Annotated in this window: 21 protein-coding genes; 9 read left to right on the top strand and 12 right to left on the bottom strand. The window is 71.6% G+C overall.

Annotated features, from left to right (window positions below):
• Positions 1 to 32: 32 nt before the first annotated feature.
• Positions 33 to 1,448 carry a Fe-S cluster assembly protein SufB gene (sufB, locus tag ACIQUT_RS25425; RefSeq protein ID WP_385678121.1) on the bottom strand — a complete coding sequence of 472 codons (1,416 nt, stop codon included), beginning with the start codon at positions 1,446 to 1,448 and terminating at the stop codon, positions 33 to 35.
• On the bottom strand, positions 1,445 to 2,206 hold the full coding sequence (locus ACIQUT_RS25420) for a helix-turn-helix transcriptional regulator (RefSeq protein WP_403565919.1): 762 nt from the start codon (positions 2,204 to 2,206) through the stop codon (positions 1,445 to 1,447). Before ACIQUT_RS25420 ends, sufB begins: the two co-directional genes overlap by 4 nt.
• A gap of 208 nt (positions 2,207 to 2,414) precedes the next feature.
• Here ACIQUT_RS25420 and ACIQUT_RS25415 point away from each other — a divergent pair, with 208 nt between their 5' ends.
• The 4 genes from ACIQUT_RS25415 to ACIQUT_RS25400 all read left to right on the top strand — a co-directional run bounded on the left by ACIQUT_RS25415 (position 2,415) and on the right by ACIQUT_RS25400 (position 6,348).
• Positions 2,415 to 3,341, top strand: a complete 927-nt coding sequence (locus tag ACIQUT_RS25415) for an ABC transporter ATP-binding protein (protein ID WP_403565917.1) — start codon at positions 2,415 to 2,417, stop codon at positions 3,339 to 3,341.
• The gene (locus ACIQUT_RS25410) at positions 3,338 to 4,120 is read left to right on the top strand and encodes an ABC transporter permease (protein WP_403565915.1); all 783 of its coding nucleotides are present in this window, start codon (positions 3,338 to 3,340) and stop codon (positions 4,118 to 4,120) included. Before ACIQUT_RS25415 ends, ACIQUT_RS25410 begins: the two co-directional genes overlap by 4 nt.
• 85 nt (positions 4,121 to 4,205) lie before the next feature.
• The gene (locus tag ACIQUT_RS25405; protein WP_403565914.1) at positions 4,206 to 5,354 is read left to right on the top strand and encodes a hypothetical protein; all 1,149 of its coding nucleotides are present in this window, start codon (positions 4,206 to 4,208) and stop codon (positions 5,352 to 5,354) included.
• A gap of 4 nt (positions 5,355 to 5,358) precedes the next feature.
• Positions 5,359 to 6,348 (top strand): heme A synthase, encoded by a 990-nt coding sequence (locus tag ACIQUT_RS25400; protein WP_403565912.1) that lies wholly within the window; start codon positions 5,359 to 5,361, stop codon positions 6,346 to 6,348.
• A gap of 153 nt (positions 6,349 to 6,501) precedes the next feature.
• Here the strand turns inward: ACIQUT_RS25400 and ACIQUT_RS25395 are convergent, their stop codons facing one another.
• From ACIQUT_RS25395 to ACIQUT_RS25385, 3 genes are all read right to left on the bottom strand, one after another.
• The gene (locus tag ACIQUT_RS25395; RefSeq protein ID WP_403565911.1) at positions 6,502 to 7,623 is read right to left on the bottom strand and encodes an amidohydrolase family protein; all 1,122 of its coding nucleotides are present in this window, start codon (positions 7,621 to 7,623) and stop codon (positions 6,502 to 6,504) included.
• A 202-nt stretch (positions 7,624 to 7,825) separates the two neighbouring features.
• Entirely contained in the window at positions 7,826 to 8,164 is a 339-nt protein-coding gene (locus tag ACIQUT_RS25390; protein WP_403565910.1) for a hypothetical protein, read from the bottom strand.
• A 24-nt stretch (positions 8,165 to 8,188) separates the two neighbouring features.
• The gene (locus ACIQUT_RS25385) at positions 8,189 to 9,130 is read right to left on the bottom strand and encodes a heme o synthase (RefSeq protein ID WP_403565908.1); all 942 of its coding nucleotides are present in this window, start codon (positions 9,128 to 9,130) and stop codon (positions 8,189 to 8,191) included.
• Positions 9,131 to 9,388: 258 nt separating this feature from the next.
• Here ACIQUT_RS25385 and tkt point away from each other — a divergent pair, with 258 nt between their 5' ends.
• From tkt to pgl, 5 genes are all read left to right on the top strand, one after another.
• Positions 9,389 to 11,473 carry a transketolase gene (gene tkt, locus ACIQUT_RS25380; protein WP_403565906.1) on the top strand — a complete coding sequence of 695 codons (2,085 nt, stop codon included), beginning with the start codon at positions 9,389 to 9,391 and terminating at the stop codon, positions 11,471 to 11,473.
• Positions 11,474 to 11,508: 35 nt separating this feature from the next.
• Positions 11,509 to 12,627: a transaldolase gene (gene tal, locus ACIQUT_RS25375; RefSeq protein WP_403565904.1), complete on the top strand. Its 1,119-nt coding sequence runs from the start codon at positions 11,509 to 11,511 to the stop codon at positions 12,625 to 12,627.
• Positions 12,628 to 12,632: 5 nt separating this feature from the next.
• The gene (zwf, locus tag ACIQUT_RS25370; RefSeq protein ID WP_403565902.1) at positions 12,633 to 14,159 is read left to right on the top strand and encodes a glucose-6-phosphate dehydrogenase; all 1,527 of its coding nucleotides are present in this window, start codon (positions 12,633 to 12,635) and stop codon (positions 14,157 to 14,159) included.
• Positions 14,156 to 15,274, top strand: coding sequence for a glucose-6-phosphate dehydrogenase assembly protein OpcA (opcA, locus tag ACIQUT_RS25365; RefSeq protein WP_403565900.1), 1,119 nt, complete (start codon positions 14,156 to 14,158; stop codon positions 15,272 to 15,274). The genes zwf and opcA overlap by 4 nt, the downstream gene beginning before the upstream one ends.
• A gap of 100 nt (positions 15,275 to 15,374) precedes the next feature.
• Positions 15,375 to 16,157, top strand: coding sequence for a 6-phosphogluconolactonase (gene pgl / locus ACIQUT_RS25360; protein ID WP_403565898.1), 783 nt, complete (start codon positions 15,375 to 15,377; stop codon positions 16,155 to 16,157).
• A 190-nt stretch (positions 16,158 to 16,347) separates the two neighbouring features.
• Here pgl and pgi read toward each other — a convergent pair whose 3' ends face one another.
• The 7 genes from pgi to ACIQUT_RS25325 all read right to left on the bottom strand — a co-directional run bounded on the left by pgi (position 16,348) and on the right by ACIQUT_RS25325 (position 25,409).
• Positions 16,348 to 18,003, bottom strand: coding sequence for a glucose-6-phosphate isomerase (gene pgi, locus ACIQUT_RS25355; RefSeq protein ID WP_403566063.1), 1,656 nt, complete (start codon positions 18,001 to 18,003; stop codon positions 16,348 to 16,350).
• A 152-nt stretch (positions 18,004 to 18,155) separates the two neighbouring features.
• Positions 18,156 to 18,491: an RNA polymerase-binding protein RbpA gene (locus ACIQUT_RS25350; protein ID WP_007263454.1), complete on the bottom strand. Its 336-nt coding sequence runs from the start codon at positions 18,489 to 18,491 to the stop codon at positions 18,156 to 18,158.
• A gap of 195 nt (positions 18,492 to 18,686) precedes the next feature.
• A complete protein-coding gene (gene secG / locus ACIQUT_RS25345) occupies positions 18,687 to 18,917 on the bottom strand; it encodes a preprotein translocase subunit SecG (RefSeq protein ID WP_179172089.1) in 231 nt (76 codons plus the stop codon).
• A 175-nt stretch (positions 18,918 to 19,092) separates the two neighbouring features.
• Positions 19,093 to 19,869: a triose-phosphate isomerase gene (tpiA, locus tag ACIQUT_RS25340; RefSeq protein WP_403565896.1), complete on the bottom strand. Its 777-nt coding sequence runs from the start codon at positions 19,867 to 19,869 to the stop codon at positions 19,093 to 19,095.
• A 6-nt stretch (positions 19,870 to 19,875) separates the two neighbouring features.
• Positions 19,876 to 21,087 carry a phosphoglycerate kinase gene (locus tag ACIQUT_RS25335; RefSeq protein WP_403565895.1) on the bottom strand — a complete coding sequence of 404 codons (1,212 nt, stop codon included), beginning with the start codon at positions 21,085 to 21,087 and terminating at the stop codon, positions 19,876 to 19,878.
• Between the two features lie 146 nt (positions 21,088 to 21,233).
• Complete coding sequence (gap, locus tag ACIQUT_RS25330) at positions 21,234 to 22,238, bottom strand: type I glyceraldehyde-3-phosphate dehydrogenase (protein WP_403565892.1); 1,005 nt, start codon at positions 22,236 to 22,238, stop codon at positions 21,234 to 21,236.
• Positions 22,239 to 22,448: 210 nt separating this feature from the next.
• A complete protein-coding gene (locus ACIQUT_RS25325) occupies positions 22,449 to 25,409 on the bottom strand; it encodes a M14 family zinc carboxypeptidase (protein ID WP_403565890.1) in 2,961 nt (986 codons plus the stop codon).
• Positions 25,410 to 25,634 lie beyond the last annotated feature (225 nt).

Below are 25,634 nucleotides of genomic sequence, written 5' to 3'. Positions count from 1 at the left end.
AGAATGTGCTGCGGGACGGTGGCGGGCCGGGACTAGCCGACCGAGCCCTCCATCTGCAGCTCGATCAGCCGGTTGAGCTCCAGCGCGTACTCCATCGGCAGCTCCTTGGCGATCGGCTCGACGAAGCCGCGCACGATCATCGCCATGGCCTCGAACTCGCTCAGGCCGCGGGCCATCAGGTAGAAGAGCTGGTCCTCGGAGACCTTGGAGACGGTCGCCTCGTGGCCCATCGTCACGTCGTCCTCGCGGACGTCGACGTACGGGTAGGTGTCGGAGCGGGAGATGGTGTCGACGAGCAGGGCGTCGCACAGGACGTTGCTCTTCGATCCGGCCGCGCCCTCGCCGATCTCGACCAGGCCTCGGTAGGAGGTGCGGCCGCCGCCTCGCGCCACCGACTTGGAGACGATGTTCGAGGAGGTGTTCGGCGCCATGTGGACCATCTTGGAGCCGGCGTCCTGGTGCTGGCCCTCGCCCGCGAAGGCGATGGACAGGGTCTCGCCCTTGGCGTGCTCGCCCATCAGGTAGACGGCCGGGTACTTCATGGTGACCTTGGAGCCGATGTTGCCGTCGATCCACTCCATGGTCGCGCCCTCGTAGGCCACGGCGCGCTTGGTGACCAGGTTGTAGACGTTGTTCGACCAGTTCTGGATCGTCGTGTAGCGGCAGCGGCCGCCCTTCTTCACGATGATCTCGACGACCGCACTGTGCAGCGAGTCGGAGGAGTAGATCGGGGCGGTGCAGCCCTCGACGTAGTGGACGTACGCGTCCTCGTCGACGATGATCAGCGTCCGCTCGAACTGGCCCATGTTCTCCGTGTTGATGCGGAAGTAGGCCTGCAGCGGGATCTCGACGTGGACGCCCTTGGGCACGTAGATGAACGAGCCGCCCGACCACACGGCGGTGTTCAGCGACGCGAACTTGTTGTCGCCGACCGGGATGACCGTGCCGAAGTACTCCTTGAAGAGCTCCTCGTGCTCCTTCAGCGCGGTGTCGGTGTCGACGAAGATGACGCCCTGCTCCTCCAGGTCCTCGCGGATCTGGTGGTAGACGACCTCGGACTCGTACTGGGCCGCGACACCGGCGACGAGGCGCTGCTTCTCCGCCTCCGGGATGCCGAGCTTGTCGTACGTGTTCTTGATGTCCTCGGGCAGTTCCTCCCAGGAAGCGGCCTGCTTCTCGGTGGAGCGCACGAAGTACTTGATGTTGTCGAAGTCGATGCCGGACAGGTCGGAACCCCAGGTCGGCATGGGCTTCTTGTCGAAGAGCTTCAGGCCCTTGAGGCGGAGCTTCAGCATCCACTCGGGCTCGTTCTTCTTCGCCGAGATGTCCCGGACGACCTCTTCCGACAGGCCTCGCTTGGCAACCGCGCCCGCCTCGTCGGAGTCGGCCCAGCCGTACTCGTAGTTGCCCAGACCCTCGAGCTCAGGGTGAGCAGTCTCCGTGGTCATGCGGGGTTCCTCCCGGCCGTGCGTGCAGATGCTGATGTGTTGGACTGTGCTGTGCCCGCGCCACGCGGGATGAAGGTGGTGCACACCCCGTCGCCGTGGGCGATGGTGGCGAGGCGCTGCACATGGGTCCCGAGCAGGCGGGAGAAGACCTCGGTCTCCGCCTCGCAGAGCTGCGGGAACTGCTCGGCTACGTGGGCCACCGGGCAGTGGTGCTGGCAGAGCTGTTCACCGCTGTGCGGACCGGGAGCGCTCTTCGCCGTCGCAGCGTACCCGTCCGCGGTCAACGCCCTGGCAAGGGCCTCGGTGCGGTCCGCGGGGGCGGCTGCGTCGACTTTCGTGCGGTACGCCTCGGCCTGGGCCTCCATCCGCGCCCTGGCGAAGGCGGCCACGGCCGCCTCCCCCTTCTCGCCCCCGCCGGCGGCCTGCGCGATCCAGCGCATGGCGTCCGCGGCGAGCGAGTCGTAGGACTGGTCGAAGGCATCGCGCCCGCAGTCGGTGAGCGCGAAGACCTTGGCCGGCCGGCCTCGGGTGCGCGTGCCGTACACCCGCTGCTCACGGGCTTCGACCACGTCGTCGGCGACGAGCGTGTCGAGGTGGCGGCGGACGGCGGCCTGGGTGAGGCCGAGACGCGCGGCGAGGTCGGCGACGGTGGACGGACCGTGGTCCAGGATGGACCGCGCGACCCGGTTGCGGGTGGACCGCTCCCCGGTAGCGAGCTCCCCCTGGGGGGTCTCGATCAGCCGTTCGCCGTATTTCACAACGCCATTGTTGCGTAATTACCTGAGGGCCGACAAGCCGTGACGGACGCCACCCCTGGTGTCCTCCATCACTAAGGGTCACCTAACCAATCTACGGAGAGTGAGGAAAAGGCCCGGGTTCAACCGCCTGGCCAGCGACGATGCACCGGGTGGCCGAACCTCGCCCCGGGACCCGTACCGGCCCGTACGGCTCCGTAGACTCACCCGCATGAGCAACGACCCCGCCGTGGAGATCCGCGGACTGGTGAAGCGGTACGGCCCCAAGACGGCGGTGGACGGTCTCGACCTCACCGTCCGCAGGAGCTCGGTCACCGCGGTCCTCGGCCCCAACGGCGCGGGCAAGACGACCACCGTGGAAACCTGCGAGGGGTACCTGCGGCCCGACGCCGGGACCGTGCGCGTCCTCGGCCTCGACCCGGTCGGCGAGGCCGCCGCCCTGCGCCCGCGCGTCGGCGTCATGCTCCAGTCCGGCGGCGTCTACTCCGGGGCCCGCGCCGTCGAGATGCTGCGCCACATGGCCCGCCTGTACGCCGACCCGCTCGACGTGGACGGCCTGGTGGAGCGGCTCGGGCTGGGCGGCTGCGGCCGCACCCCCTACCGCCGGCTCTCCGGCGGCCAGCAGCAGCGCCTGTCGCTGGCCATGGCCGTGGTGGGCCGCCCGGAGCTGGTCTTCCTGGACGAGCCGACCGCGGGCCTGGACCCGCAGGCCCGCCGCGCCACCTGGGACCTCGTACGGGAGCTGCGCGCCGACGGGGTCGGCGTCGTCCTCACCACCCACCACATGGACGAGGCCGAGCAGCTCGCCGACGAGGTGGCCATCATCGACGCCGGGAAGGTCATCGCCCACGGCAGCCCCGAGCAGCTGTGCCGCGGCGGCGCCGAGAACACCCTGCGCTTCACCGGCCGCCCCTCCCTCGACCTCGCCTCGCTCCTCAAGGCACTGCCCGACGGCACCGAGGCCGCCGAGCTCACCCCGGGCGTCTACCGGGTCACCGGCGACGTCGACCCGCAGATGCTGGCCACCGTCACCTCCTGGTGCGCCCAGAACGGGGTCATGCCGGACAGCCTCTCGGTGGAGCGGCACACCCTCGAAGACGTCTTTCTGGAGCTCACCGGTAAGGAGCTGCGCGCATGAGCGCCGGTACGTTCGCCCCCCGCCCGGGGGCCGCGCCCGTGTCCCGCATGATCCTCGCCCAGACGGCGCTGGAGACCCGGATGCTGCTGCGCAACGGGGAGCAGCTGCTGCTCACCGTGATCATCCCGGCGCTGCTGCTGACCCTGTTCTCGGTGGTCGACATCGTCACTGTGCCTGTTCAAGAGGGCGGCTCGGGGAAGTCCGTGGACTTCCTGGCCCCGGGGGTGCTCGCGCTCGCCGTGATGTCCACCGCCTTCACCGGGCAGGCCATCGCCACCGGCTTCGACCGGCGCTACGGGGTGCTCAAGCGGCTCGGCGCCTCGCCGCTGCCCCGCTGGGCGCTGATGGCCGCCAAGACGCTGTCCGTGCTGGTCACGGAGGTGCTCCAGGTCGCCCTGCTGACGGTGATCGCGCTGGCCCTCGGCTGGTCCCCGCAGGGGAACCCGCTGTCGGTGGCGCTGCTGCTCCTGCTGGGCACGGCCGCCTTCTCCGGACTCGGGCTGCTGATGGCGGGCACCCTCAGGGCCGAGGTGACGCTGGCCGCCGCCAACCTGGTGTTCCTGCTGCTCCTGGTGGGCGGCGGGGTGATCGTGCCGCTGGAGAAGTTCCCCGGCTCGGTCCAGGCGGTGCTCGGCCTGCTGCCGATCTCGGCGCTGTCCGACGGCCTGCGCGAGGTGCTCCGGGACGGGGCCGCGCTGCCGTGGGGCGACGTCGCCGTGCTGGCCGGATGGGCCGTCCTCGGCCTCGGCGCCGCCGGGAAACTGTTCCGCTGGGAGTGATTCCCGGCCCCCGGACGTTGGTCTTGCAGACCACGGGCACCGCCGCACAGGCGCGGCGCCCATCAGGACGCCGGGGGGCGGACGCATGGGGGAACGGGAAGCCGCATTGCGGCTGGACGAACAGTGGGCACGGATCCGGTCGGGGGCGGAGCCGGCCGAGTACGCCGTCGCGGAGACGCTGCTCGCGGAGCTGATCGGCGCGCTGCGCGAGCCCGCCGCGAGCGATCCCGAGTGCGCGGCGCGACTCGGGCTGCGCCTGGGCGATCTGGCGGCCCGCCGGTTCGCCGGCGGTGACCGGGCGGGGGCGCTCGCGGCGATCGAGGAAGGGCTGCGGTACGCGCAGCAGGCAGCCGGGTACGGGCCGGAGTACGCCCGCTGGTACGCCCGGGGGCTGATCAACCAGGGGGTCTGGCTGGCCTGGCCGCTCAGCGACGGCGACCGGCTGCCCCGGTACCCGCTGGGTGCGGCGGCGGAGCACGGCCCGAGCGCCATCGAGCGGGCGGCGGGCGAGCGGGCCCGGGACCTGACCCGCGCCGCGGTGGAGGTGTGGGGCGGCCTGGACCGGCAGGACCCGGTCAACCGGCGGGGGCTCGCGCAGGCCGAGGTGTTCCTCGGGGACCGCCTGGCGGAGCTGGGGCTCGCCGAGGAGGCGGTGGCCTGGGCGGTGGACGCCGAGGACGGCTTCCGCCGGCTGCTGCTCGGCGGCGCCGGCCCGGAGGAGGCCCGGGAGGCGGAGGAGGCCCTGGACCACATCGGCCGGCAGCTCCGGCTGCGGCTGCGCTTCCTGTCTTTCGACGCGCTGGCGAACCTGCGCGCCCGGGTGCTGCTGCCCGAGCGGCTGCTGCCGCAGGCGGTGGTGGCGGCCCGGATCGGCGGGGCGGCCGAGGCCGCGATCGCGGAGGGGCTCCGGCTGGATGCCGAGCAGGTGCGGACGATGCTGGAGGTCACGCCCTGGCTGGCCGTGTGGCGCTTCGAGGTGCGCGGCCCCGACGGGCTGTGGGAGGTCCTGGGCGACCCCTGGCGCGGCAGCGCGGAGGTACGGAACCGGACGGCCGAGGAGATGGGGGACGAACTCGTACGAACCTTCCTGGCGTCCCCGGACCACCCCGGCGACGGCGCCTATTGGCGCGTCCTGGTCTGGTGGCACGAGGAGGGAGACCCCGCCGGGGCCCGGTTCCGGGCGCTCGCGGGGCCCGACACGCAGGGCGGCGTGCTCGACGCGACCCCCTCGTGAAAGTTTGCACAAGGGGCCGCCTACGATAGGGGGCGTGTTTAACCCCCTCGCCTACCTCGCCGACCGCTGGACGCCCTCACCCCGGATCGTCCAGCGTGCCGCACTCGCCGCGCTCTCCATGACCGTCTTCATCGTCGTCACCGGCGGCGCCGTACGGCTGACCGGATCCGGGCTGGGCTGCGACACCTGGCCCAAGTGCACCGACGACAGCCTGATCACCACCCAGGCCCAGGGCATCCACGGCGCCATCGAGTTCGGCAACCGCATGCTGACCTATGTGGTCAGCGCGGCCGTCGGCTGGTGCATCCTGGCCGCCCGGTGCGCCAAGCCGTGGCGCCGGTCGCTGACCAGGCTCGGCTGGGTCCAGTTCTGGATCGTCTGCGCCAACGCCGTGCTCGGCGGCATCACCGTCCACACCAAGCTCAACCCGTGGAGCGTCGCCGGGCACTTCCTGCTCGCCACCGCGCTGATCACCGTCACCACGCTCACCTGGCAGCGTGCCCGTGAGGGCGACAGCGCCCCCAAGCCGCGGGTGCCGGGGCCGGTGCGCAAGCTGTCGTGGGCCCTGCTCGCCACCACCGCCGTGCTGATCGCCGCGGGCACCTTGGTCACCGGCTCGGGGCCGCACGCCGGCGACAGCAGCAAGGTGCCGCGCATGCCGTTCGACTGGGAGAGCACGGCCCACGTGCACGCCGTCGCCGCCTGGGTGGTGTGCGCGCTCGCCGTCGCCATGTGGCTGGTGCTGCGCGTGGTGGACGCCCCGGACGACACCCGGGCCCGCGCACGGGACCTGCTCCTCGTCCTCCTCGCGCAGGGCGCCATCGGATACGTGCAGTTCTTCACGGACCTGCCCGAGGTCCTGGTCGGCGCCCACATGCTGGGCTCCTGCCTGGTGTGGATCGCCGTCCTCCGCGTGGCGCTGAGCCTCCGGGAGCGCCCGGCCGAGCAGGCGGAGATCCCGGCGCAGAGCGACCCGCAGCTCTCCGCCCTCTGATCCGCCCCCGCGACCGGATCCGTCCGGTCCGCACCCGCTGACCGCGCACCCGAGCCGGGCCGTCCACCGCGACGGCCCGGCTCTGCCGTGCCCGCACCCGTCGCGCCCGCACCCGTCGCGCCCTCGCCCGTCGTGCCCGCGCCGCCCGCCGGGTCAGGGGCGGTCGTCGAGGCGGTAGACCCGCCGGGCGTTGCCCGCCGCGACCATAGCGGCAACCCGCTCGGCGTCCCGCCAGGACCAGGCCCCCTCCCCCACCCAGCCGCCGAGCACCCGGCTCAGCGCCTCCCGGAACACCAGGGCGCCCACCGCGTGCAGCTCGGGCAGCCGCCGCCCGCCGCTGGAGAACAGCAGCTTTCCGAACGGGGCGAGTTCCAGCAGCTCGGCCAGGACGGCCGGGGCCCGCGCCCCGCTCTGTCCGAGGGCCGCTCCGAGGTCGGCGTGGACGTGCGGGAAGGCGGCCGCCAGCTGGGCCGTGCGCCGGTGGTACGGGTAGCCGCCGAGCAGCACCAGCGGACTCCCCCGCCCCTCGGTGGCCCGTACGAAGTCCGCCAGCAGCGCCGGATCGGCCTCCTCCGGCTGCCGCCCCGGCGCGGCCCCGCCCGTGTGCAGCTGGAGCGGCAGCCCGGTCGCCACCGCGCTCCACAGCAGGTGCCGCAGGAGTACGGGGTCCCGTGCGGCCCCGCCCGCGGCGCGGCCGGCCAGCCACCGCCCGGCGGCCCCGCGCACCTCCCCCGGCCCGGGCGGCTCGGGGCACCACGCGAGGGCGGCCGGGTACCCCGCGTCGGCACCGCAGGTGAAGGCCACGGCCCCGGCGGCGGCGTGGTGGACGGCCTCGGCGAGGTTGGCCAGGAAGGCGGGCACGGTCGCGGAGGTGTCGGCGACCCGCTCGGCCAGCAGCTCCAGCCGGACGATCTCGAAGGCTTCGGCGTCCCCGGCGAGGGCGAGTTCCTTGGGCCCGGTGAGGTCGCCGGGCTCGCCGGTGTCGACCAGGTAGGCGGCGGTGCCGGAGCCGCGCAGCAGTCTGCGCCCGGACTCGGCCGCGCCGAGCTCGCGCCGCCGGGCCAGGTACCGGGCGGGGGCGCAGTGCGCTTCCAGGCCGAGCAGCGGCGGGCACCAGCGGCGCACGGCGAAGCCGGTCTGGGTGTCGAAGAAGGTGGTCCCGGGGGCGGGCGGTCCTGCCGGGGCGGACAGCTGGGCCTCGAAGGTTCCCAGCCCCAGCTCGGTGCGGAGCAGTCCGTGGCAGTACTGGTCCACCAGGGGCGGCGTTTCGATCATCCGGGCATCCCGTTGCGGACGTGGGGGCTTCCACACGTCCTAACGGGTGAGCGGGGTGCGAGGTGTTGCTCGGGCTGGTGACCGAGCGGCCACCGTACGGGTGCGCGCCGCCGTACGGGCGCAGGCGTACGGGCGCAGGCATACGGCCCGGGCGTCCCGGATCGGGCGTACGGGATCGGGCGTACGGGATCGGGCGTACGGCTCAGGCCGCCGGGTTCGCCGTCCCGCCGAGCTGGATGCCGGCCATCCGGGTCCACTCGTACGGGCCGGTCTTCACGCGGGCGGCGAATTCGCCGTCGAACTCCTCGTGGAGGGTGAGCCCGGCCTTCTCGGCGGCCTTCTCGGCCACCGCGTAGCTCGGGGCGACCAGGTCGCCCCAGCCGCCGTCCGTGCCCACGAGCACGATCCGGGTGCCGGCCTGGCCGATGTGCGCGAGCTGGCCCTCGGCGCCGCCGTGCTCCCGCGCGAAGGCGCCGATCTGCTTGGCCAGCTTCGCGGCGGCCCGGTCCTGCTTCTTGGTGTCTGCGGTGGTGTCAGCCATGGACAGCATGCTACCGGCGAGTAATCAGCGGAGGAAGGGATCCACGGCCACGGCCACGAAGAGCAGCGACACGTAGGTGATCGACCAGTGGAACAGGCGCATCTCCTTGAGCTTCGCGCCGGTCACGCCCGCCTTCGCCCGCGCGTGCAGCGCGTGCGCCTCCCACAGCCACCAGCCGCCCGCCGCCAGCGCGACCGCGGTGTAGAACCAGCCGGTGTACCCCAGCGGGGTGAGCAGCAGCGAGACGCCGACCATCACCCAGCTGTAGAGGACGATCTGCCGCGCGACGGCCTTGTTGCCGGCGACGACCGGCAGCATCGGCACGCCGACGCGCGCGTAGTCGTCCTTCACCTTCATCGACAGCGGCCAGTAGTGCGGCGGCGTCCAGAAGAAGATGACGAGGAAGAGGATGACGGCGGCCCAGGAGACGTCGTCGCGGACCGCGGACCAGCCGATGAGCACCGGCATGCAGCCCGCGATGCCGCCCCAGACGATGTTCTGGGTGGTGCGCCGCTTCAGCAGCATCGTGTAGACGACGACATAGAAGAGGAGTGCACCCAGGGCGAGCGCGGCGGACAGCCAGTTGATGAGGAACCCGAACCACAGCGTCGACACCACGCCCAGGGTGATGCCGAAGACCAGGCACTCGCGGGGGCTGACCATGCCGGTGACCAGGGGCCGCTGCGCGGTCCGGTCCATCAGCGCGTCGATGTCGCGGTCGATGTACATGTTCAGCGCGTTCGCGCCGCCCGCGGACATGTAGCCGCCGAAGCAGGTCGCGAAGACCAGCCACAGCGACGGCACGCCCTGCTCGGCGAGGAACATCACCGGCACTGTGGTGATCAGCAGAAGTTCGATGATTCGCGGCTTGGTCAAAGCCACAAAAGCCTTCGCACGGGCCCCGAACGGCCGGTGGCCGGGGCTCGTCCCGAGCACCCCCGAAGGACGGGATTCGACGGCCGTCACGCACACCCCTGACAGAGAATCCAGCAAGTTCCGGACATGTTGGACCGGTAAAGACTTGCGCGTACCACGCCACTTTAGACGTTCCGCTGTGCGCGCCCCGCGCGGGGGTCGCCTCGTGTTGGTCCGATCGCGGGCGGCAACGTTTTGACGTACTGCGCGCACTCGAATAGCTGCACGCCGCGGCGGGGGTAGGCTCGGAATCGCCGGTGCACGGTAAGTCACCGGGAACCGACATCTGGAGAGGAGCCCTGACCCACGGTGACCACCAAGCCGACGACCACAGAGCTCGAATGGACCGATCTGGACCAGCGGGCCGTCGACACCGCCCGCATCCTGGCCGCCGACGCGGTCCAGAAGGTCGGGAACGGCCACCCGGGCACGGCGATGAGCCTGGCCCCGGCCGCCTACACCCTTTTCCAGAAGGTGATGCGGCACGACCCGGCGGACCCGGACTGGGTCGGGCGTGACCGCTTCGTGCTCTCCGCCGGTCACTCCTCCCTGACCCTCTACACCCAGCTGTACCTGGCCGGTTTCGGCCTGGAGCTGGACGACCTCAAGGCCTTCCGCACCTGGGGCTCGAAGACCCCCGGCCACCCGGAGTACGGCCACACCAAGGGCGTCGAGACCACCACCGGCCCGCTCGGCCAGGGTGTCGCCAACGCCGTGGGCATGGCGATGGCCGCCCGCTACGAGCGCGGCCTGTTCGACCCGGAGGCCGCCGCGGGCACCTCCCCGTTCGACCACATGGTGTACTGCATCGCCGGCGACGGCTGCCTGCAGGAGGGCATCTCCGCCGAGGCCTCCTCCCTCGCGGGCCACCAGAAGCTCGGCAACCTGGTGCTGCTGTGGGACGACAACCACATCTCCATCGAGGGCGACACGGAGACGGCCGTCTCCGAGGACACCGCCAAGCGCTACGAGGCGTACGGCTGGCACGTCCAGCGCATCGAGCAGCAGGCCAACGGCGACATCGACCCCAAGGCCCTGTACGCGGCCCTGGCCGCCGCCAAGGCCGAGACCGAGCGCCCCTCCTTCATCGCGATGCGCTCGATCATCGCCTGGCCCGCCCCGCACGCCCAGGGCACCGAGGCCTCCCACGGCTCGGCCCTCGGCGACGACGAGGTGGCCGCCACCAAGCGCGTCCTCGGCTTCGACCCGGAGCAGGCCTTCGAGGTCACCGACGCCGTCATCGGCCACACCCGCAAGGTGCTGGACCGCGGCCGCGAGGCCAAGGCCGCCTGGGAGAAGGACCTCTCCGCCTGGCGCACCGCCAACCCGGAGCGCGCGGCCGACTTCGACCGCATCCAGGCCAACGAGCTGCCCGAGGGCTGGGAGGACAAGCTCCCCGTCTTCGAGCCCGGCACCGGGGTCGCCACCCGCGCCGCCTCCGGCAAGGTGCTCGCCGCCCTCGGCGCGGTCATCCCGGAGCTGTGGGGCGGCTCGGCCGACCTGGCCGGCTCGAACAACACCACCATCGACAAGAACTCCTCGTTCCTGCCGAAGGGCAACCCGCTGCCGGAGGCCGACCCGTACGGCCGCACCATCCACTTCGGCATCCGCGAGCACGCCATGGCCGCCGCCATGAACGGCATCGCGCTGCACGGCCACACCCGTATCTACGGCGGCACCTTCCTGGTGTTCTCCGACTACATGCGCAACGCCGTGCGCCTGTCGGCCCTGATGCACCTGCCGGTGACGTACGTGTGGACGCACGACTCCATCGGCCTCGGCGAGGACGGCCCGACCCACCAGCCGGTCGAGCACATCGCCTCGCTGCGCGCCATCCCGGGCCTGAACATCGTCCGCCCGGCCGACGCCAACGAGACGGCCGTCGCCTGGCGCGAGATCCTCAAGCGCCACACCAAGGTCTTCGGCAAGGGCACCCCGCACGGCCTTGCACTGACCCGCCAGGGCGTCCCGACGTACGAGCGCAACGAGGACGCGGCGAAGGGCGGCTACGTCCTGTTCGACGCAGAGGGCGGCGACGCTCAGGTCGTGCTCATCGGCACCGGCTCCGAGGTCCAGCTCGCCGTGGCCGCCCGTGAGGCGCTGCAGGCCGAGGGCATCCCGGCCCGGGTCGTCTCGATGCCGTCCGTCGAGTGGTTCGAGGAGCAGGACCAGGCGTACAAGGACAGCGTCCTGCCGCCGTCCGTCAAGGCGCGCGTCGCGGTCGAGGCCGGCATCGGCCTGACCTGGCAGCGCTACGTCGGCGACGCGGGCCGCATCGTCTCCCTGGAGCACTTCGGTGCCTCCGCCGACGCCAAGGTGCTGTTCCGCGAGTTCGGCTTCACCGCCGAGGCCGTTGCCGCGGCCGCCAAGGAATCGATCGAAGCCGCGCGCTGACGCCGGTACGAACACCAGTAGGAGATGCAATTCCCATGACAGACGCACTCAAGCGCCTCTCCGACGAGGGCGTGGCGATCTGGCTGGACGACCTGTCCCGCAAGCGCATCACGTCGGGCAACCTGGCGGAGCTCGTCGACGAGTCGCACGTCGTCGGCGTCACCACCAACCCGTCGATCTTCCAGAAGGCGATCAGCAGCGGCGACGGCTACGAGCAGCAGCTCGCGGACCTGGCCGCCCGCAAGGTCACCGTCGACGAGGCCATCCGCATGATCACGACGGCGGACGTCCGCGACGCCGCCGACATCCTGCGCCCGGTCTTCGACCGGACCGACGGCCAGGACGGCCGCGTGTCGATCGAGGTCGACCCGCGCCTGGCCCACAACACCGCGGCGACGATCGCCGAGGCCAAGCAGCTCGCCTGGCTGGTGGACCGCCCGAACACGCTGATCAAGATCCCGGCGACCAAGGCCGGCCTGCCGGCGATCGCCGAGGTCATCGGCAAGGGCATCAGCGTCAACGTCACGCTGATCTTCTCGCTGGAGCGCTACCGCGAGGTCATGGACGCGTACCTGACGGGTCTGGAGAAGGCGAAGGCCGCGGGCCTGGACCTCTCGGAGATCCACTCGGTCGCCTCCTTCTTCGTCTCCCGTGTGGACACCGAGATCGACAAGCGCCTGGACGCGCTGGGCACGGACGAGGCGAAGGCCCTGAAGGGCAAGGCGGCGCTCGCCAACGCCCGTCTGGCCTACGAGGCCTACGAGGAGGTCTTCTCCTCCGACCGCTGGGCCGCCCTGGAGCGTCTCGGCGCCAACAAGCAGCGCGCGCTGTGGGCCTCGACCGGCGTGAAGGACCCGGCCTACAAGGACACCCTGTACGTGGACGACCTGGTCGCCCCGAACACGGTGAACACCATGCCGGAGGCCACCCTGGAGGCCACCGCCGACCACGGTCAGATCACGGGCGACACGGTGCGCGGCACCTACGAGCAGTCGCGCGCCGAGCTCGACGCGGTCGCGAAGCTGGGCATCTCGTACGACGATGTCGTCCAGCTGCTTGAGGACGAGGGCGTCGAGAAGTTCGAGGCGGCCTGGAACGACCTGCTGAAGTCCACCGAGGCGGAGCTGGAGCGCCTCGCTCCCACGGAGGCCTGAGCACTTTGTCTGTAAACGGAGCGAACCCGCTTCGTGACGCACAGGACCGGCGGCTCCCGCGCATCGCGGGGCCGTCCGGCCTGGTCATTTTCGGCGTTACGGGTGACCTGTCGCGCAAGAAGCTGATGCCTGCCGTCTACGACCTGGCCAACCGCGGCCTCCTCCCGCCGGGCTTCTCGCTGATCGGCTTCGCCCGCCGGGAGTGGGAGCACGAGGACTTCGCCCAGGAGGTGTACGAGGCCGTCAAGCAGCACGCGCGCACACCCTTCCGGGAAGAGGTGTGGCAGCAGCTGGTGCAGGGCTGCCGCTTCGTCCAGGGCGACTTCGACGACGACCAGGCCTTCGAGATGCTGAAGTCCACGATCGAGGAGCTCGACAAGCAGCAGGGAACGGGCGGCAACTTCGCCTTCTACCTGTCCGTGCCGCCGAAGTTCTTCCCGAAGGTGGTCCAGCAGCTCAAGGACCACGGACTCGCCCAGAAGGAGGGCTCCTGGCGGCGCGCCGTCATCGAGAAGCCCTTCGGTCACAACCTGAAGAGCGCCGAGGAGCTCAACAAGGTCGTGCACGAGGTGTTTCCGCGGGACGAGGTCTTCCGCATCGACCACTACCTCGGCAAGGAGACCGTCCAGAACATCCTGGCGCTCCGCTTCGCGAACACGATGTTCGAGCCGATCTGGAACCGGTCGTACGTCGACCACGTGCAGATCACCATGGCCGAGGACATCGGGATCGGCGGCCGGGCCGGCTACTACGACGGCATCGGCGCCGCCCGCGACGTCATCCAGAACCACCTGCTCCAGCTGCTCGCGCTGACCGCGATGGAGGAGCCCGGCTCCTTCCACCCCAAGGCGCTGGTGGCGGAGAAGCTGAAGGTGCTCAGCGCCGTCCAGATCCCCGAGGACCTGGGCAAGCACACCGTGCGCGGCCAGTACACCTCGGCGTGGCAGGGCGGCGAGAAGGTCGTCGGCTACCTCGAAGAGGACGGCATCGACCCGAACTCGAAGACCGACACCTACGCGGCCATCCGCCTGGAGATCAACAACCGCCGCTGGGCGGGCGTGCCGTTCTACCTGCGGACCGGCAAGCGGCTGGGCCGCCGCGTCACCGAGATCGCGGTGGTCTTCAAGCGGGCCCCGTACCTGCCGTTCGAGTCGGGCGCGACCGAGGAGCTGGGGCAGAACGCCCTGGTCATCCGGGTCCAGCCGGACGAGGGCGTGACGGTCCGCTTCGGCTCCAAGGTCCCGGGCACCTCCATGGAGGTCCGGGACGTCACGATGGACTTCGCCTACGGCGAGTCCTTCACGGAGTCGAGCCCCGAGGCGTACGAGCGGCTGATCCTCGACGTCCTGCTGGGTGACGCGAACCTCTTCCCGCGCCACCAGGAGGTCGAGCTCTCCTGGAACATCCTCGACCCGATCGAGGAGTACTGGGACAAGCACGGCAAGCCCGCCCGGTACACGGCGGGCACCTGGGGGCCGGTCGAGGCGGACGAGATGCTCGCACGAGACGGACGGAGCTGGCGCCGGCCATGAAGATCGACCTCACGGAGACCACCTCCAGCAAGATCAATGCCGCGATGGTGCAGGCACGCCGGGACATCGGCACGCCGGCCGTCGGCATGGTCCTCACGCTGGTGATCGTGACCGACGAGGAGAACGCGTACGACGCGCTCAAGTCGGCGAACGACGCGTCCCACGAGCACCCCTCGCGGATCATCGTCGTCATCAAGCGGGTCAGCCGCTCGCCGCGCAGCCGCCGCGACGCCCGTCTCGACGCGGAGATCCGCGTCGGGGCGGACGCCGGCTCGGGTGAAACGGTTGTCCTCCGCCTCCACGGTGAGCTGGTCAACCACGCCGACTCGGTGGTTCTCCCCCTGCTCCTGCCGGACGCCCCCGTGGTCGTCTGGTGGCCGGAGGGTGCCCCGTCGGACCTGGCGGGCAACCCGCTGGGCGCACTCGGGCAGCGCAGGATCACGGACACGTACGCCTGCGAGGACCCCATCGGCGTGCTGGCGGGGCGGGCGGCCGCCTACGCCCCCGGCGACACGGACCTGTCCTGGACCCGGATCACGCCGTGGCGCTCCATGCTCGCGGCGGCCATGGACCAGCAGGCCTTCCGGGTGACCGCGGCGGTCGTCGAGGGCGAGGACGAGAACCCGAGCTGCGAACTGCTGGCCATGTGGCTGGCGGACCGCCTGAAGGTCCCCGTCCGGCGCACCCTGTCGGCGGGCCCCGGCCTGACGTCGGTGCACCTGGAGACCAAGGACGGCGAGATCGTCCTGGACCGGGCGGACGGTTCGCTGGCGACGCTGCGCATGCCGGGCCAGCCCGACCGGAGCGTGGCGCTCAAGCGCCGCGACACGGCCGAGCTGCTGGCGGAGGAGCTGCGCCGGCTCGACCCGGACAACACCTACGCGTCCGCGCTGAAGTTCGGCGTGGCGAAGCTGGAGTCGGCCCGGGCGGCGGCCCAGGCGGCCCCGGCCGGGGCGGAGCCCGCCGCGGCCGAGGCGGAGGCCGTGGCCGAAGCCGTGGCCGACGCCGAAGCCGACACCCCGTCCGACGCCGCCGGGCCCGCGCCCGCGGCCAAGGGCGGCAAGTCCGCCGGCAAGGCGGCCGCGCCGGCCAAGAAGGCCTCGGCCAAGCAGTGAAGCACGACGGCCGCCGGCCGGACCGCCCCCCGTTCCCGGGGGTGCGGTCCGGTCGGCGGCCGAGCCATTTCCTGACGAAGAAGGCGGCAACAACATGGGTATGACGACTCCCCAGGTCGTCGTCCACCGGGACAAGGAGCTGATGGCCCAGGCCGCGGCCGCCCGGCTCATCACGAAGATCGTGGACGCGCAGGCGGCCCGCGGCAGCGCCTCGGTGGTCCTCACGGGCGGCCGCAACGGCAACGGGCTCCTCGCGGCCCTGGCGGCGGCCCCGGCCCGGGACGCGGTCGACTGGTCCCGCCTGGACCTGTGGTGGGGCGACGAGCGGTACGTCCCGGCCGACGACCCCGAGCGCAACCACGTCCAGGCCCGCGAGGCGCTGCTCGACGCGGTCCCGGTGGACCCGGCCCGGGTCCACGTGATGCCGGCCTCGGACGGCCCGTACGGCAGCGACGTGGACGCGGCGGCCGCGGCGTACGCGGAGGAGCTGCGCCGGGCCGCGGGGCCGGAGGACCACGGTCCGGTGCCCCGCTTCGACGTGCTGATGCTGGGCGTCGGCCCGGACACGCACGTGGCCTCGCTGTTCCCGGAGCACCCGGCGGCGCGCGAGACCGAGCGCACGGTCGTCGGCGTCCACGGCGCCCCGAAGCCCCCGCCGACCCGGGTTTCGCTGACCCTGCCGGCCATCCGGGCGGCCCGCGAGGTGTGGCTGCTGGCGGCGGGTGAGGACAAGGCGGGCGCGGTGGCGATCGCGCTCGGCGGGGCCGGCGAGCTCCAGGCCCCGGCGGCGGCCGCGTACGGGCGCTCGCGCACCCTGTGGCTGCTCGACCGGGCCGCGGCGGGGAAGCTCCCGCCGGGCCTGTACCCGCCGGCCTCGGCCTGACCCGACACGGGTCCGGCGGCCGGGGCTGACCCGACACGGGGTCCGGCGCCCGGCCCGGCCGGCCCGGCCCCGTCAGCACGCGCAAGGGCCCGCCCTCCCCCGGAATGGTGAATTCCCGGGGGAGCGCGGGCCCTTGGCGCATGCCGCGGCCGGCGGCCTCAGCGGGCCGCGGGCCGCAGGCCGCGGAGGATCAGGAACGGCCGCGCAGCGAGCGGTACGCGTCCACCAGGGCGCGGGTCGAGGCGTCGAGGCCCGGGACGTCGGCGCCCTCGGTCAGGGCCGGCTCCACCCGCTTGGCCAGGACCTTGCCGAGCTCCACGCCCCACTGGTCGAAGGAGTCGATGTTCCAGACTGCGCCCTGGACGAACACCTTGTGCTCGTAGAGGGCGATGAGCTGGCCGAGCACCGACGGGGTCAGCTCGGCGGCCAGGATCGTCGTCGTCGGGTGGTTGCCGCGGAAGGTCTTGTGCGGGACGAGGGGCTCCGGCACTCCCTCGGCGCGGACCTCGTCCGCGGTCTTGCCGAAGGCCAGCGCCTGCGTCTGCGCGAAGAAGTTGGCCATCAGCAGGTCGTGCTGGGCGGCCAGGGCCGGGGACAGCTCGGCCACGGGGTGGGCGAAGCCGATGAAGTCCGCCGGGATCACCTTGGTGCCCTGGTGGATCAACTGGTAGTACGCGTGCTGCCCGTTGGTGCCGGGCGTGCCCCACACGACCGGGCCGGTCTGCCAGTCCACCGGGCGGCCTTCGCGGTCCACGGACTTGCCGTTGGACTCCATGTCCAACTGCTGGAGGTACGCGGTGAAGCGGGACAGGTAGTGGCTGTAGGGCAGGACGGCGTGCGACTGGGCGTCGTGGAAGGCGCCGTACCAGATCCCGAGGAGGCCGAGCAGGAGCGGGGCGTTCTCCTCGGCGGGCGCCGTGCGGAAGTGCTCGTCCATCAGCCGGAAGCCGCCGAGGAGTTCGCGGAAGCGGTCGGGGCCGATCGCGATCATCAGGGAGAGGCCGATGGCGGAGTCGAAGGAGTAGCGGCCGCCGACCCAGTCCCAGAACTCGAACATGTTGGCCGGATCGATGCCGAAGTCCGACACCTTCCCGGCGTTGGTGGACAGCGCGACGAAGTGCCGTGCCACGGCGGCCCGGTCGCCGCCGAGGCCGTCCAGCAGCCAGGCGCGCGCCGATTCGGCGTTGGTGATGGTCTCGATGGTGGTGAAGGTCTTGGAGGCGATGATGAACAGGGTCCGCGCCGGGTCGAGGTCGCGCACCGCCTCGTGCAGGTCGGCGCCGTCCACGTTGGAGACGAACCGGACGGTCAGGTCGCGGTCGGTGAAGGCGCGCAGCGCGTCGTAGGCCATGGCCGGGCCCAGGTCGGAGCCGCCGATGCCGATGTTGACGACGTTGGTGATGCGCTCGCCGGTGAAGCCGGTCCACTCCCCCGAGCGGATCCGGTCGCTGAAGGCGGCCATCCTGTCGAGGACGGCGTGCACGCCGGGGACGACGTTCTCGCCGTCCACCTCGATCACCGCATCGGGGGCGGCGCGCAGCGCGGTGTGCAGGACGGCGCGGTCCTCGGTGGTGTTGATCTTCTCGCCGCGGAACATGGCCTCGCGCAGTCCGGCCACGCCGGTCGCCGCCGCCAGCTCGCGCAGCAGCGTCAGCGTCTCGTCCGTCACGAGGTGCTTCGAGTAGTCGATGTGCAGGTCCCCGACCCGCAGCGTGTAGTCCGCGCCCCGACCCGGCGCCGCCTCGAACAGCTCGCGCAGATGCGTCTGCCCCAGCTCTTCCCGGTGCTTGCCGAGGGCAAGCCACTCGGGGGTCCGGTTGAGCCTCACACGGCTGTCTGCGTTCATATCGGACATCAACCCGTTTCTTCCGTCCTGTCGTGCCCCGCCGATCACCAACTTAAAGGATCGGAAGAGGGCCGACCGCACGCGAAGGGGCCCGGCCCGCGGGAGAACACTCCTGCGGGCCGGGCCCCTGTCACATCGTCATCGCGCGTTCGTCAGATCTCGCCGCGGAGTTTGGCGAGCGCCTCGGCGAGGATCGCCTCGCCGTCGGCGTCCGTGCGCCGTTCCCGTACGTACGCCAGGTGCGTCTTGTAGGGCTCGGTGCGGGGCGGCGCCGGGGGGTTGTCCCGGTCCTGTCCGGCCGGGAACCCGCAGCGCGGGCAGTCCCAGGTGTCCGGCACCTGCGCGTCGCTGGCGAAGCTGGGCTGCGTCTCGTGCCCGTTCGAGCACCAGAACGAGATGCGCAGGCGGGGTGCGGACTCGCCGCGCTCGGCCTCGCCCATCGGCCCCGCCCCGACCCGGCTACCACGGATCGCGTTGCCACTTGCCACGGTCGTAACTCCCTGCGTGATGGTGCCGCGAAGCGTGAGTGGTTTCCGCCGCGGGCGCCCCAGTCTACGTAAGGCCCAACGGACGTCCAGCAAATGGAGTTACTCACTCCAGGCCGTGGACGCCTTCCTCATGATAGGCAGGACGGGCCCGGCCGGGCGGGCCGAATGGCGAGAACCGGCGGCTGCCCGTACGGGTCAGGTCGCCGACTTGGTGAGCAGGCCGAGCACCACGATGCACGCGAACCACAGCAGACCCACCACGATGGTGATGCGGTCGAGGTTGCGCTCGGCGACCGAGGAGCCGCCGACCGACGACTGCATGCCGCCGCCGAACATGTCCGAGAGGCCGCCGCCCTTGCCCTTGTGCATCAGCACGAGCAGCATCAGCAGGGCGCTGAAGACGATCAGGGCAATCGAGAACCCCATAACCACGGCTGATTCCTACTTTCTGGCTTCTCTGGCTTCCGGCTGTGCTGGACGGGCGCGGGGGCCAGTGGCTGCTGGTTCAGCCCCCTGGCCCCCGCAAGGGTACGACGGATCCGCCCCGCCGCCTACTCGCTGCCGCGAGCGTCAGGCAGCCTGCGTGCGGACCCGCCGCGGACTACTGGTCCCGGAAGCGGACGATCTTGACGAACTCGTCCGCGTCGAGGGCCGCGCCGCCGACGAGGGCGCCGTCGACGTCCGGCTGGGCCATGATCGCCGCGATGTTGCCGGCCTTGACCGAGCCGCCGTACTGGATGCGGACCGCGTCGGCCAGCTCCTGGGAGTACAGCTCGGCGAGGCGGGCGCGGATGGCCCCGCAGACCTCCTGGGCGTCCTCGGGGGTGGCGACCTCGCCGGTGCCGATGGCCCAGACGGGCTCGTAGGCGATCACGATGGACGCGGCCTGGTCGGCCGGGACGTCCTTCAGGCCGCCGTCGACCTGGGCGAGGGTGTGCGCGACCTGGTTGCCGGCCTTGCGGACGTCGAGGCCCTCGCCGACGCACAGGATCGGGGTGAGGCCGTTGCGGTAGGCGGCCTTGACCTTGGCGTTGCAGAGCTCGTCGGACTCGCCGTGGTACTGGCGGCGCTCGCTGTGGCCGACGGCCACGTACGTGCACTTCAGCTTCGAGAGCATCGGGCCGGAGATCTCGCCGGTGTAGGCGCCGGAGTCCTGCGCCGAGATGTCCTGGGCGCCGTACTTGATCTTCAGCTTGTCGCCCTCGACCAGCGTCTGGACCGAGCGCAGGTCGGTGAAGGGCACCAGCACGGCGACCTCGACGGCGTCGAAGTCCTTGTCGGAGAGGGCGAAGGCGAGCTTCTGGGCGTGGGCGATGGCCTCGAGGTGGTTGAGGTTCATCTTCCAGTTGCCCGCCATCAGCGGGGTGCGCGTGGTCATGCGGGGTCAGACCTCCAGTGCAGCGATGCCGGGGAGCGACTTGCCCTCGAGGTATTCGAGGGAGGCGCCGCCGCCGGTAGAGATGTGGCCGAAAGCGTTCTCGTCGAAGCCGAGCGTACGCACGGCGGCGGCGGAGTCACCGCCGCCGACGACGGTGAACGCGGAGCTGTCGACGAGGGCCTGCGCGATCGCGCGGGTGCCGCCGGCGTAGTCGGGGTGCTCGAAGACGCCCACCGGGCCGTTCCAGAAGACGGTCTCGGCGTCGGCGATCTTCGAAGCGTACAGCTCGCGGGTCTTGGGACCGATGTCCAGACCCTCCTTGTCGGCGGGGATCTTGTCCGCGTCGACGGTCTCGAAGTCGGCCGGGGCCTTGGTCTTGAGGTCGGGGAATTCCGCCGAGACCAGGACGTCCACCGGCAGGAGCAGCTCGACGCCGTTGGCCTCTGCCCGCGCCATGTACTCCTTGACCTTCTCCACCTGGTCCTTCTGGAGCAGGGAGATGCCGACTTCACAGCCCTTGGCGTACAGGAAGGTGTACGCCATGCCGCCGCCGATCAGCAGGCGGTCGGCCTTGCCGAGCAGCTCGTCGATGACGGCGAGCTTGTCGGAGACCTTGGCGCCGCCGAGGACGACGACGTAGGGGCGCTTGACCTCGGCGGTCAGCTTCTTCAGGACGCCGACCTCGGTGGCGATGAGGAAGCCGGCCGCGTGCGGGAGGCGCGCGGGCAGGTCGAAGACCGAGGCGTGCTTGCGGTGGACGGCGCCGAAGCCGTCGCCGACGTAGACGTCGGCGAGCTCGGCGAGCTGGTCGGCGAAGGCGCCGCGCTCGGCGTCGTCCTTGGCCGTCTCGCCGGGGTTGAAGCGCAGGTTCTCCAGGACCGCGACCTGGCCGTCGGCGAGCTTCGCGACGGTCTCCCGGGCCGAGGCGCCCACGGTGTCGGCGGCGAAGGCCACCTCGGCACCGAGCAGTTCGCCGAGCCGCTGGGCGGCCGGGGCGAGGGAGAAGGCCGGGTCCGGAGCGCCCTTCGGGCGGCCCAGGTGCGAGGCGACGACCACGCGGGCGCCGGCCTCGGCGAGCTTCGCGATGGTCGGCTGCACGGCGCGGATGCGGCCGTCGTCGGTGATCCGGTCACCGGCGAGCGGCACGTTGAGGTCCGCGCGCACGAAGACCCTCTTGCCGGAGACGCCCTCGGCGAGGAGTTCGTCGATCGTCTTCATCTGTTTCTACTCCTTGTCCCCCGGCACGGGCGGTGCCGGTGCGGGGTGGGTGGGACAGGCAAGCAACAGGGCCCGTACAACGCTTCATCGCGCTGCGCGGACCCTGTGCTCACATCATCGTGTTTGGCTTTGGTGCCCGACGAACCTTAGAGCTGACCGCCGACGAAGACGGTGAGGTCGACGAGGCGGTTGGAGTAGCCCCACTCGTTGTCGTACCAGCCGACGACCTTGACCTGCTTGCCCTGGACCATCGTCAGGGACGAGTCGAACGTGCAGGAGGCGGGCCAGTTCACGATGTCGGAGGAGACGATCGGGTCCTCGGTGTAGTCCAGGATGCCCTTCAGCTGGCCCTCGGCGGCCTTCTGGAAGGCGGTGTTGATCTCTTCCTTGGTCGTCTCGCGGTCCAGCTCGATGACGAGGTCGGTGACCGAGCCGGTGGGGACCGGGACGCGCATCGCGATGCCGTCCAGCTTGCCCTTGAGCTGCGGGAGGACCAGGGCGGTGGCCTTGGCGGCACCGGTGGAGGTCGGGATGATGTTCTCGGCGGCGGCGCGGGCGCGGCGCAGGTCCGAGTGCGGGAAGTCCAGGATGCGCTGGTCGTTCGTGTACGCGTGGACCGTGGTCATCATGCCCTTGACGATGCCGAAGTTCTCGTCGAGGACCTTGGCCATCGGCGCCACGCAGTTGGTGGTGCAGGAGGCGTTGGAGATGACGTGGTGGTTGGCCGCGTCGTACTTGTCCTGGTTGACGCCCATCACGATGGTGATGTCCTCGTCCTTGGCCGGGGCCGAGATGAGGACCTTCTTCGCGCCGGCGGCGATGTGCTTGGCGGCGTCGGCCTTCTTGGTGAAGATGCCGGTCGACTCGATGACGATGTCGGCGCCCAGTTCGCCCCAGGGGAGGTTCGCGGGGTCGCGCTCGGCGAAGGTCTTGAAGGTGTTGCCGCCGACCGTGATGGTGTCCTCGGTGTGCGTGACCTCCTGCTTGAGGCGGCCGAGGATGCTGTCGTACTTGAGGAGGTGCACCAGGGTGGCGTTGTCCGTCAGGTCGTTGACACCGACGATCTCGATGTCCGCCCCCTGCTCCAGGAGAGCTCGGAAGTAGTTGCGGCCAATACGGCCAAAACCGTTGATTCCTACGCGGATCGTCACGAACCGATCTCCTCGTTGGTGCGCCGGTCTGTGCGCCGGCGAGCTGTAAATGGGATGTCCCCGACCGCTTACGACCCTACCTCTCCGTGAGCTTGCGAGTGACATCGTCCAAGGGCTGACACACCCCGGGGACCCGCACCGGAAAGCCGGTGCGGGACCCTCGGCACCTCGGCCCCTGTGACACAGGGTGAGCGGCGGCCGGGCCTTCGATCAGTGGTGCAGCGAGCGGAGTGCCTTACCGATCAGTACAGCTCGGTCCCGGGCCGTCGGCAGGTGCTCCAGACCGAATCCGAGCAGGACGGTGTTACGCGTGGTGACCGACGCATAGGACCTGAACAGCTCTCCGGAGAGGGACCAGTCGCCCGGAACCGCGGGGCTTCCGGCCGGCCCGGGCTGCACCGTCCAGGCGCCCAGGGAGCCCTCGAAACCGTCAGTGGTCTGGTCCACCGACCCGAGGGAGAGGCGCGCGTCGTCGAGGAAGACCCCCCGGCCGCCCTCGCTCCCGTCGGTGATGTACGAGAAGGAGAGCTCGACCGTCTTCCCCGCGTAGGCGCTCAGGTCGAAGGAGACCTGCTTCCAGCCGTCGGAGGAGCCGGTGAAGCTGTGCCACGCGCCGCTGGTGCCCTGCGCGGTGCAGCCGCCGCTGCCGAGGGTCAGGTAGTGGCCCAGGAACGGGTGGCCGCCCAGGAGGAACCCGGCGGCGCAGTCCGTCGGGACCTGGGAGCGGGTCAGGCCGCCGGCCTCGGGCAGCGTGGTCCAGTCGTCCGCGCCGGCGGTGCGGGCCTCCAGGACCGCGTGGTCGTAGCCGGGCTCGGTGTTCCAGTGGAGGGCGGCCTTGAGCTGCGGCCTGTCGGCGGCGGTGACCTTGGTGAGGTCGACGGTGCGGGTCAGCCGCTTCCAGTCGTCGTCGGCGTGGACGGCCGCGGCCATCCCGGTGCCGGCGTACGGGGCGTACGGGTTCACGACCCCGGCGTAGCTGCCGCCCTGCGCGCTCTTGAACTGCGGGAACTGCGCCGGGGGCAGGGCATCGGAGGTCACCGTGTACGCCCCGGGGGTGTCCAGCGGGTTGCCGGCCGCGTCGCCGACGGCCCCGCGGGCGCCGGCCAGGGCTCCGGCGCCGGTGAAGCCGGTGGCGCCGCTGCCCGCTCCGGCGCGGCCGTACGCGCCGAGCCAGTACTGGCTGAAGTCGTCGGTCAGGGCGGGCCCGACCCGGGCGCTGCCGCCCGCCAGTTCGCCGGCCTCGATCAGCCGGCCGCCCTCGTTGAGGAAGTCGCGCACGGCGAGTTGGGTGGGGCCGCCGGGGGCCGCGGCCCCGGTGTAGTGGACGGCGGTGCGGAAGTGGGAGAGGACGCCGAGGGGGTGCGGGGCGCCGCGCTCGGCCACGTCCCAGACGGCCGCGGACCGGCCGGCCGCCCGCAGCGCGTCGACGTAGGTCTGGGCGTGCCGGGCCGTGGCGCCCTCCTCGGCGATCACCAGGACGTCGGCGCGGGGCCGCTGCGCGACCGTGTACGTGAAGTGCTCGCTGGAGACCTGTCGGCCGGACTCGTCGCGGCCGGTGAACCAGACCTCGACGCGGTCGCCGGGCCGGGCGCCGTCGGCCTTCGCCCGGTACCGGTCGAACCAGTTGTTGTCCTCGCCGCCGTAGACGGATCCGCCCTTCCAGGGGCGCAGGCCCTCGTCGTGCGTACGGCCGCCGTTGATGCGGTACGTGAGCCGCTTGTCCTTCAGCGCCTTGCGGGCCGTGACGGAGACCTGCTGGTCCTGGCCGCGGGCCGCGTAGGAGGTGGTGAAGGGGTCGGGGGTGAAGTCGGCGGCGGTCAGGCCCACCGGGGACTTCGGGCGGTCGGGGCGGGCGGCGCTCTCGGCGACGGCCAGGGCGAAGGGGACGTTCTTGGCGAACTCGGCCTGGATCAGCTTCTCGTCGTCGGGGAAGGTGAAGCCGGAGCGGCAGTCCTCGGGCCGCCAGCGGTCGTTCGGATCGCCGGCGGACGCCGTCTGGCAGGTCGTCATCTCCGGCGTGAACATCATGATGCCGTTGGCGTTGGACGCGTGGCCGTCGGCCTCGCCGTTGGTGGTGTAGAGCTCCGACGACAGCTGCGGGTGGTAGCCGGGCACGGCCGGGTTCTCGGGGGTGCCGGCCAGCGCCTTGTAGGCGACGTCGTCCGGGGTGCCGGTGGCGACCTGCCAGCCCACGCCGTAGAGCAGCAGCTCGGCGGCGGAGTGGTAGTTGACGGCGTACCGGAAGCCGATGCGCTTCTGGAACCGGTCGAGGGCGACGGTCTCGGGCTCGGAGGAGGCCCGGGGGCCGCGGTAGGTCTCGCTCGACGGGACCGGTGAGGAACCCTCGTTGTCGTAGCCCCACTTGTAGGCGAAGTTCCGGTTGAGGTCGACGCCGTCGCCGGTGGTGATCTTCCCGTCGCCGTTGTTGTCGTGCAGGTTCTTGCGCCAGAGCCGCTTGCCGTCGGGGGCGTGGGTGTAGTCGTACCCGTCGGGGTTGGCGGAGAGCAGGAACCACAGCTCGGTGGAGTCCACGAGCGCAGTGATCCGCGGGTCCTTGCCGTAGCCGTCGAGGGTGTGGTGCATCAGCCGCCGGGTCATCTCGGGGGTGATCCACTCGCGGGCGTGCTGGTTGGACATGTAGAGCACGGCCGGCTTCCGGCCGTCGCCGGTCCGGGCGGCGTCCTTCGTGACCTTCAGCGCGAGGATGTCCTTGCCCTGGACGGTCTTGCCGATGGAGACGGCCTTGGTGAGGGCCGGGTGGTCCTGCGCGGTCTTGAGGATCTCCTCCTGGAGGCCGCCCTTGCCGCTGTACGGGCGGAAGACCCCGTCGCCGGGCGCCTGGGCGCGGGCCGATTCCCCCGCCCGCCGCTCGGCGAGGCTGATCCCGCGGGCGGAGAGCTGCCCGGCCTGGGCGGGGGTGAGGATCAGTTCGATGCGGGCGGTGCCCGTCTGCGGGGCGCGTTCGGTGAGCTCGTGGGCGTCCTGGCCGGCGGCCAGGACGAGCGGGATCTGCTCCTTGGTGACGTCGGCGTCGTAGACGCGGACGTCATCGGTGTCGGCGCCCGGTGCGGTGTCCGCCGCAGGGCGCGCGTGGGCCGCCGGGAGGGCGGCGAGGGTGGTCCCTAAGAGGAGTGCGCCGGCGGCGAGGATCGATCTCGTGAGGTGCCTCATGTGCCCCCCTGGGCGTCGTCAGCCACGAAAGCGAAAGCGTGTGCACGACAGGCTCACGAGAGCCCATGTTCATGTCAATGGGGCCTTGTGGGTTTGAGTCGCGGCGGGGGCGGGGGCGGGCCCGGGGGGCGGGGGGGGGCGGGGGGGGCCCCCCCCCCCCCGGGCGCCGGGGGGCGCCCCCCCCCCCCCGCGGGTTGGCGCCCACGACACAGGGGTGGGATAGAA

This window comes from Streptomyces sp. NPDC090445, assembly GCF_044769385.1.
Taxonomy (GTDB): domain Bacteria; phylum Actinomycetota; class Actinomycetes; order Streptomycetales; family Streptomycetaceae; genus Streptomyces.
Note: the sequence above shows the minus strand (reverse complement) of the source record. Positions and strands in the feature narration are given on the sequence as shown.

Bases quoted from the DNA above. Each gene is read 5' to 3' on its own strand.
- sufB (WP_385678121.1), bottom strand. From the start codon at position 1,448: ATGACCACGGAGACTGCTCACCCTGAGCTCGAGGGTCTGGGCAACTAC.
- pgl (WP_403565898.1), top strand. From the start codon at position 15,375: ATGACGACTCCCCAGGTCGTCGTCCACCGGGACAAGGAGCTGATGGCC.
- secG (WP_179172089.1), bottom strand. From the start codon at position 18,917: ATGGGGTTCTCGATTGCCCTGATCGTCTTCAGCGCCCTGCTGATGCTG.
- ACIQUT_RS25325 (WP_403565890.1), bottom strand. From the start codon at position 25,409: ATGAGGCACCTCACGAGATCGATCCTCGCCGCCGGCGCACTCCTCTTA.
- ACIQUT_RS25390 (WP_403565910.1), bottom strand. From the start codon at position 8,164: ATGGCTGACACCACCGCAGACACCAAGAAGCAGGACCGGGCCGCCGCG.
- ACIQUT_RS25415 (WP_403565917.1), top strand. From the start codon at position 2,415: ATGAGCAACGACCCCGCCGTGGAGATCCGCGGACTGGTGAAGCGGTAC.
- ACIQUT_RS25410 (WP_403565915.1), top strand. From the start codon at position 3,338: ATGAGCGCCGGTACGTTCGCCCCCCGCCCGGGGGCCGCGCCCGTGTCC.
- tpiA (WP_403565896.1), bottom strand. From the start codon at position 19,869: ATGACCACGCGCACCCCGCTGATGGCGGGCAACTGGAAGATGAACCTC.
- ACIQUT_RS25405 (WP_403565914.1), top strand. From the start codon at position 4,206: ATGGGGGAACGGGAAGCCGCATTGCGGCTGGACGAACAGTGGGCACGG.
- ACIQUT_RS25395 (WP_403565911.1), bottom strand. From the start codon at position 7,623: ATGATCGAAACGCCGCCCCTGGTGGACCAGTACTGCCACGGACTGCTC.
- opcA (WP_403565900.1), top strand. From the start codon at position 14,156: ATGAAGATCGACCTCACGGAGACCACCTCCAGCAAGATCAATGCCGCG.
- ACIQUT_RS25335 (WP_403565895.1), bottom strand. From the start codon at position 21,087: ATGAAGACGATCGACGAACTCCTCGCCGAGGGCGTCTCCGGCAAGAGG.
- tal (WP_403565904.1), top strand. From the start codon at position 11,509: ATGACAGACGCACTCAAGCGCCTCTCCGACGAGGGCGTGGCGATCTGG.
- pgi (WP_403566063.1), bottom strand. From the start codon at position 18,003: ATGAACGCAGACAGCCGTGTGAGGCTCAACCGGACCCCCGAGTGGCTT.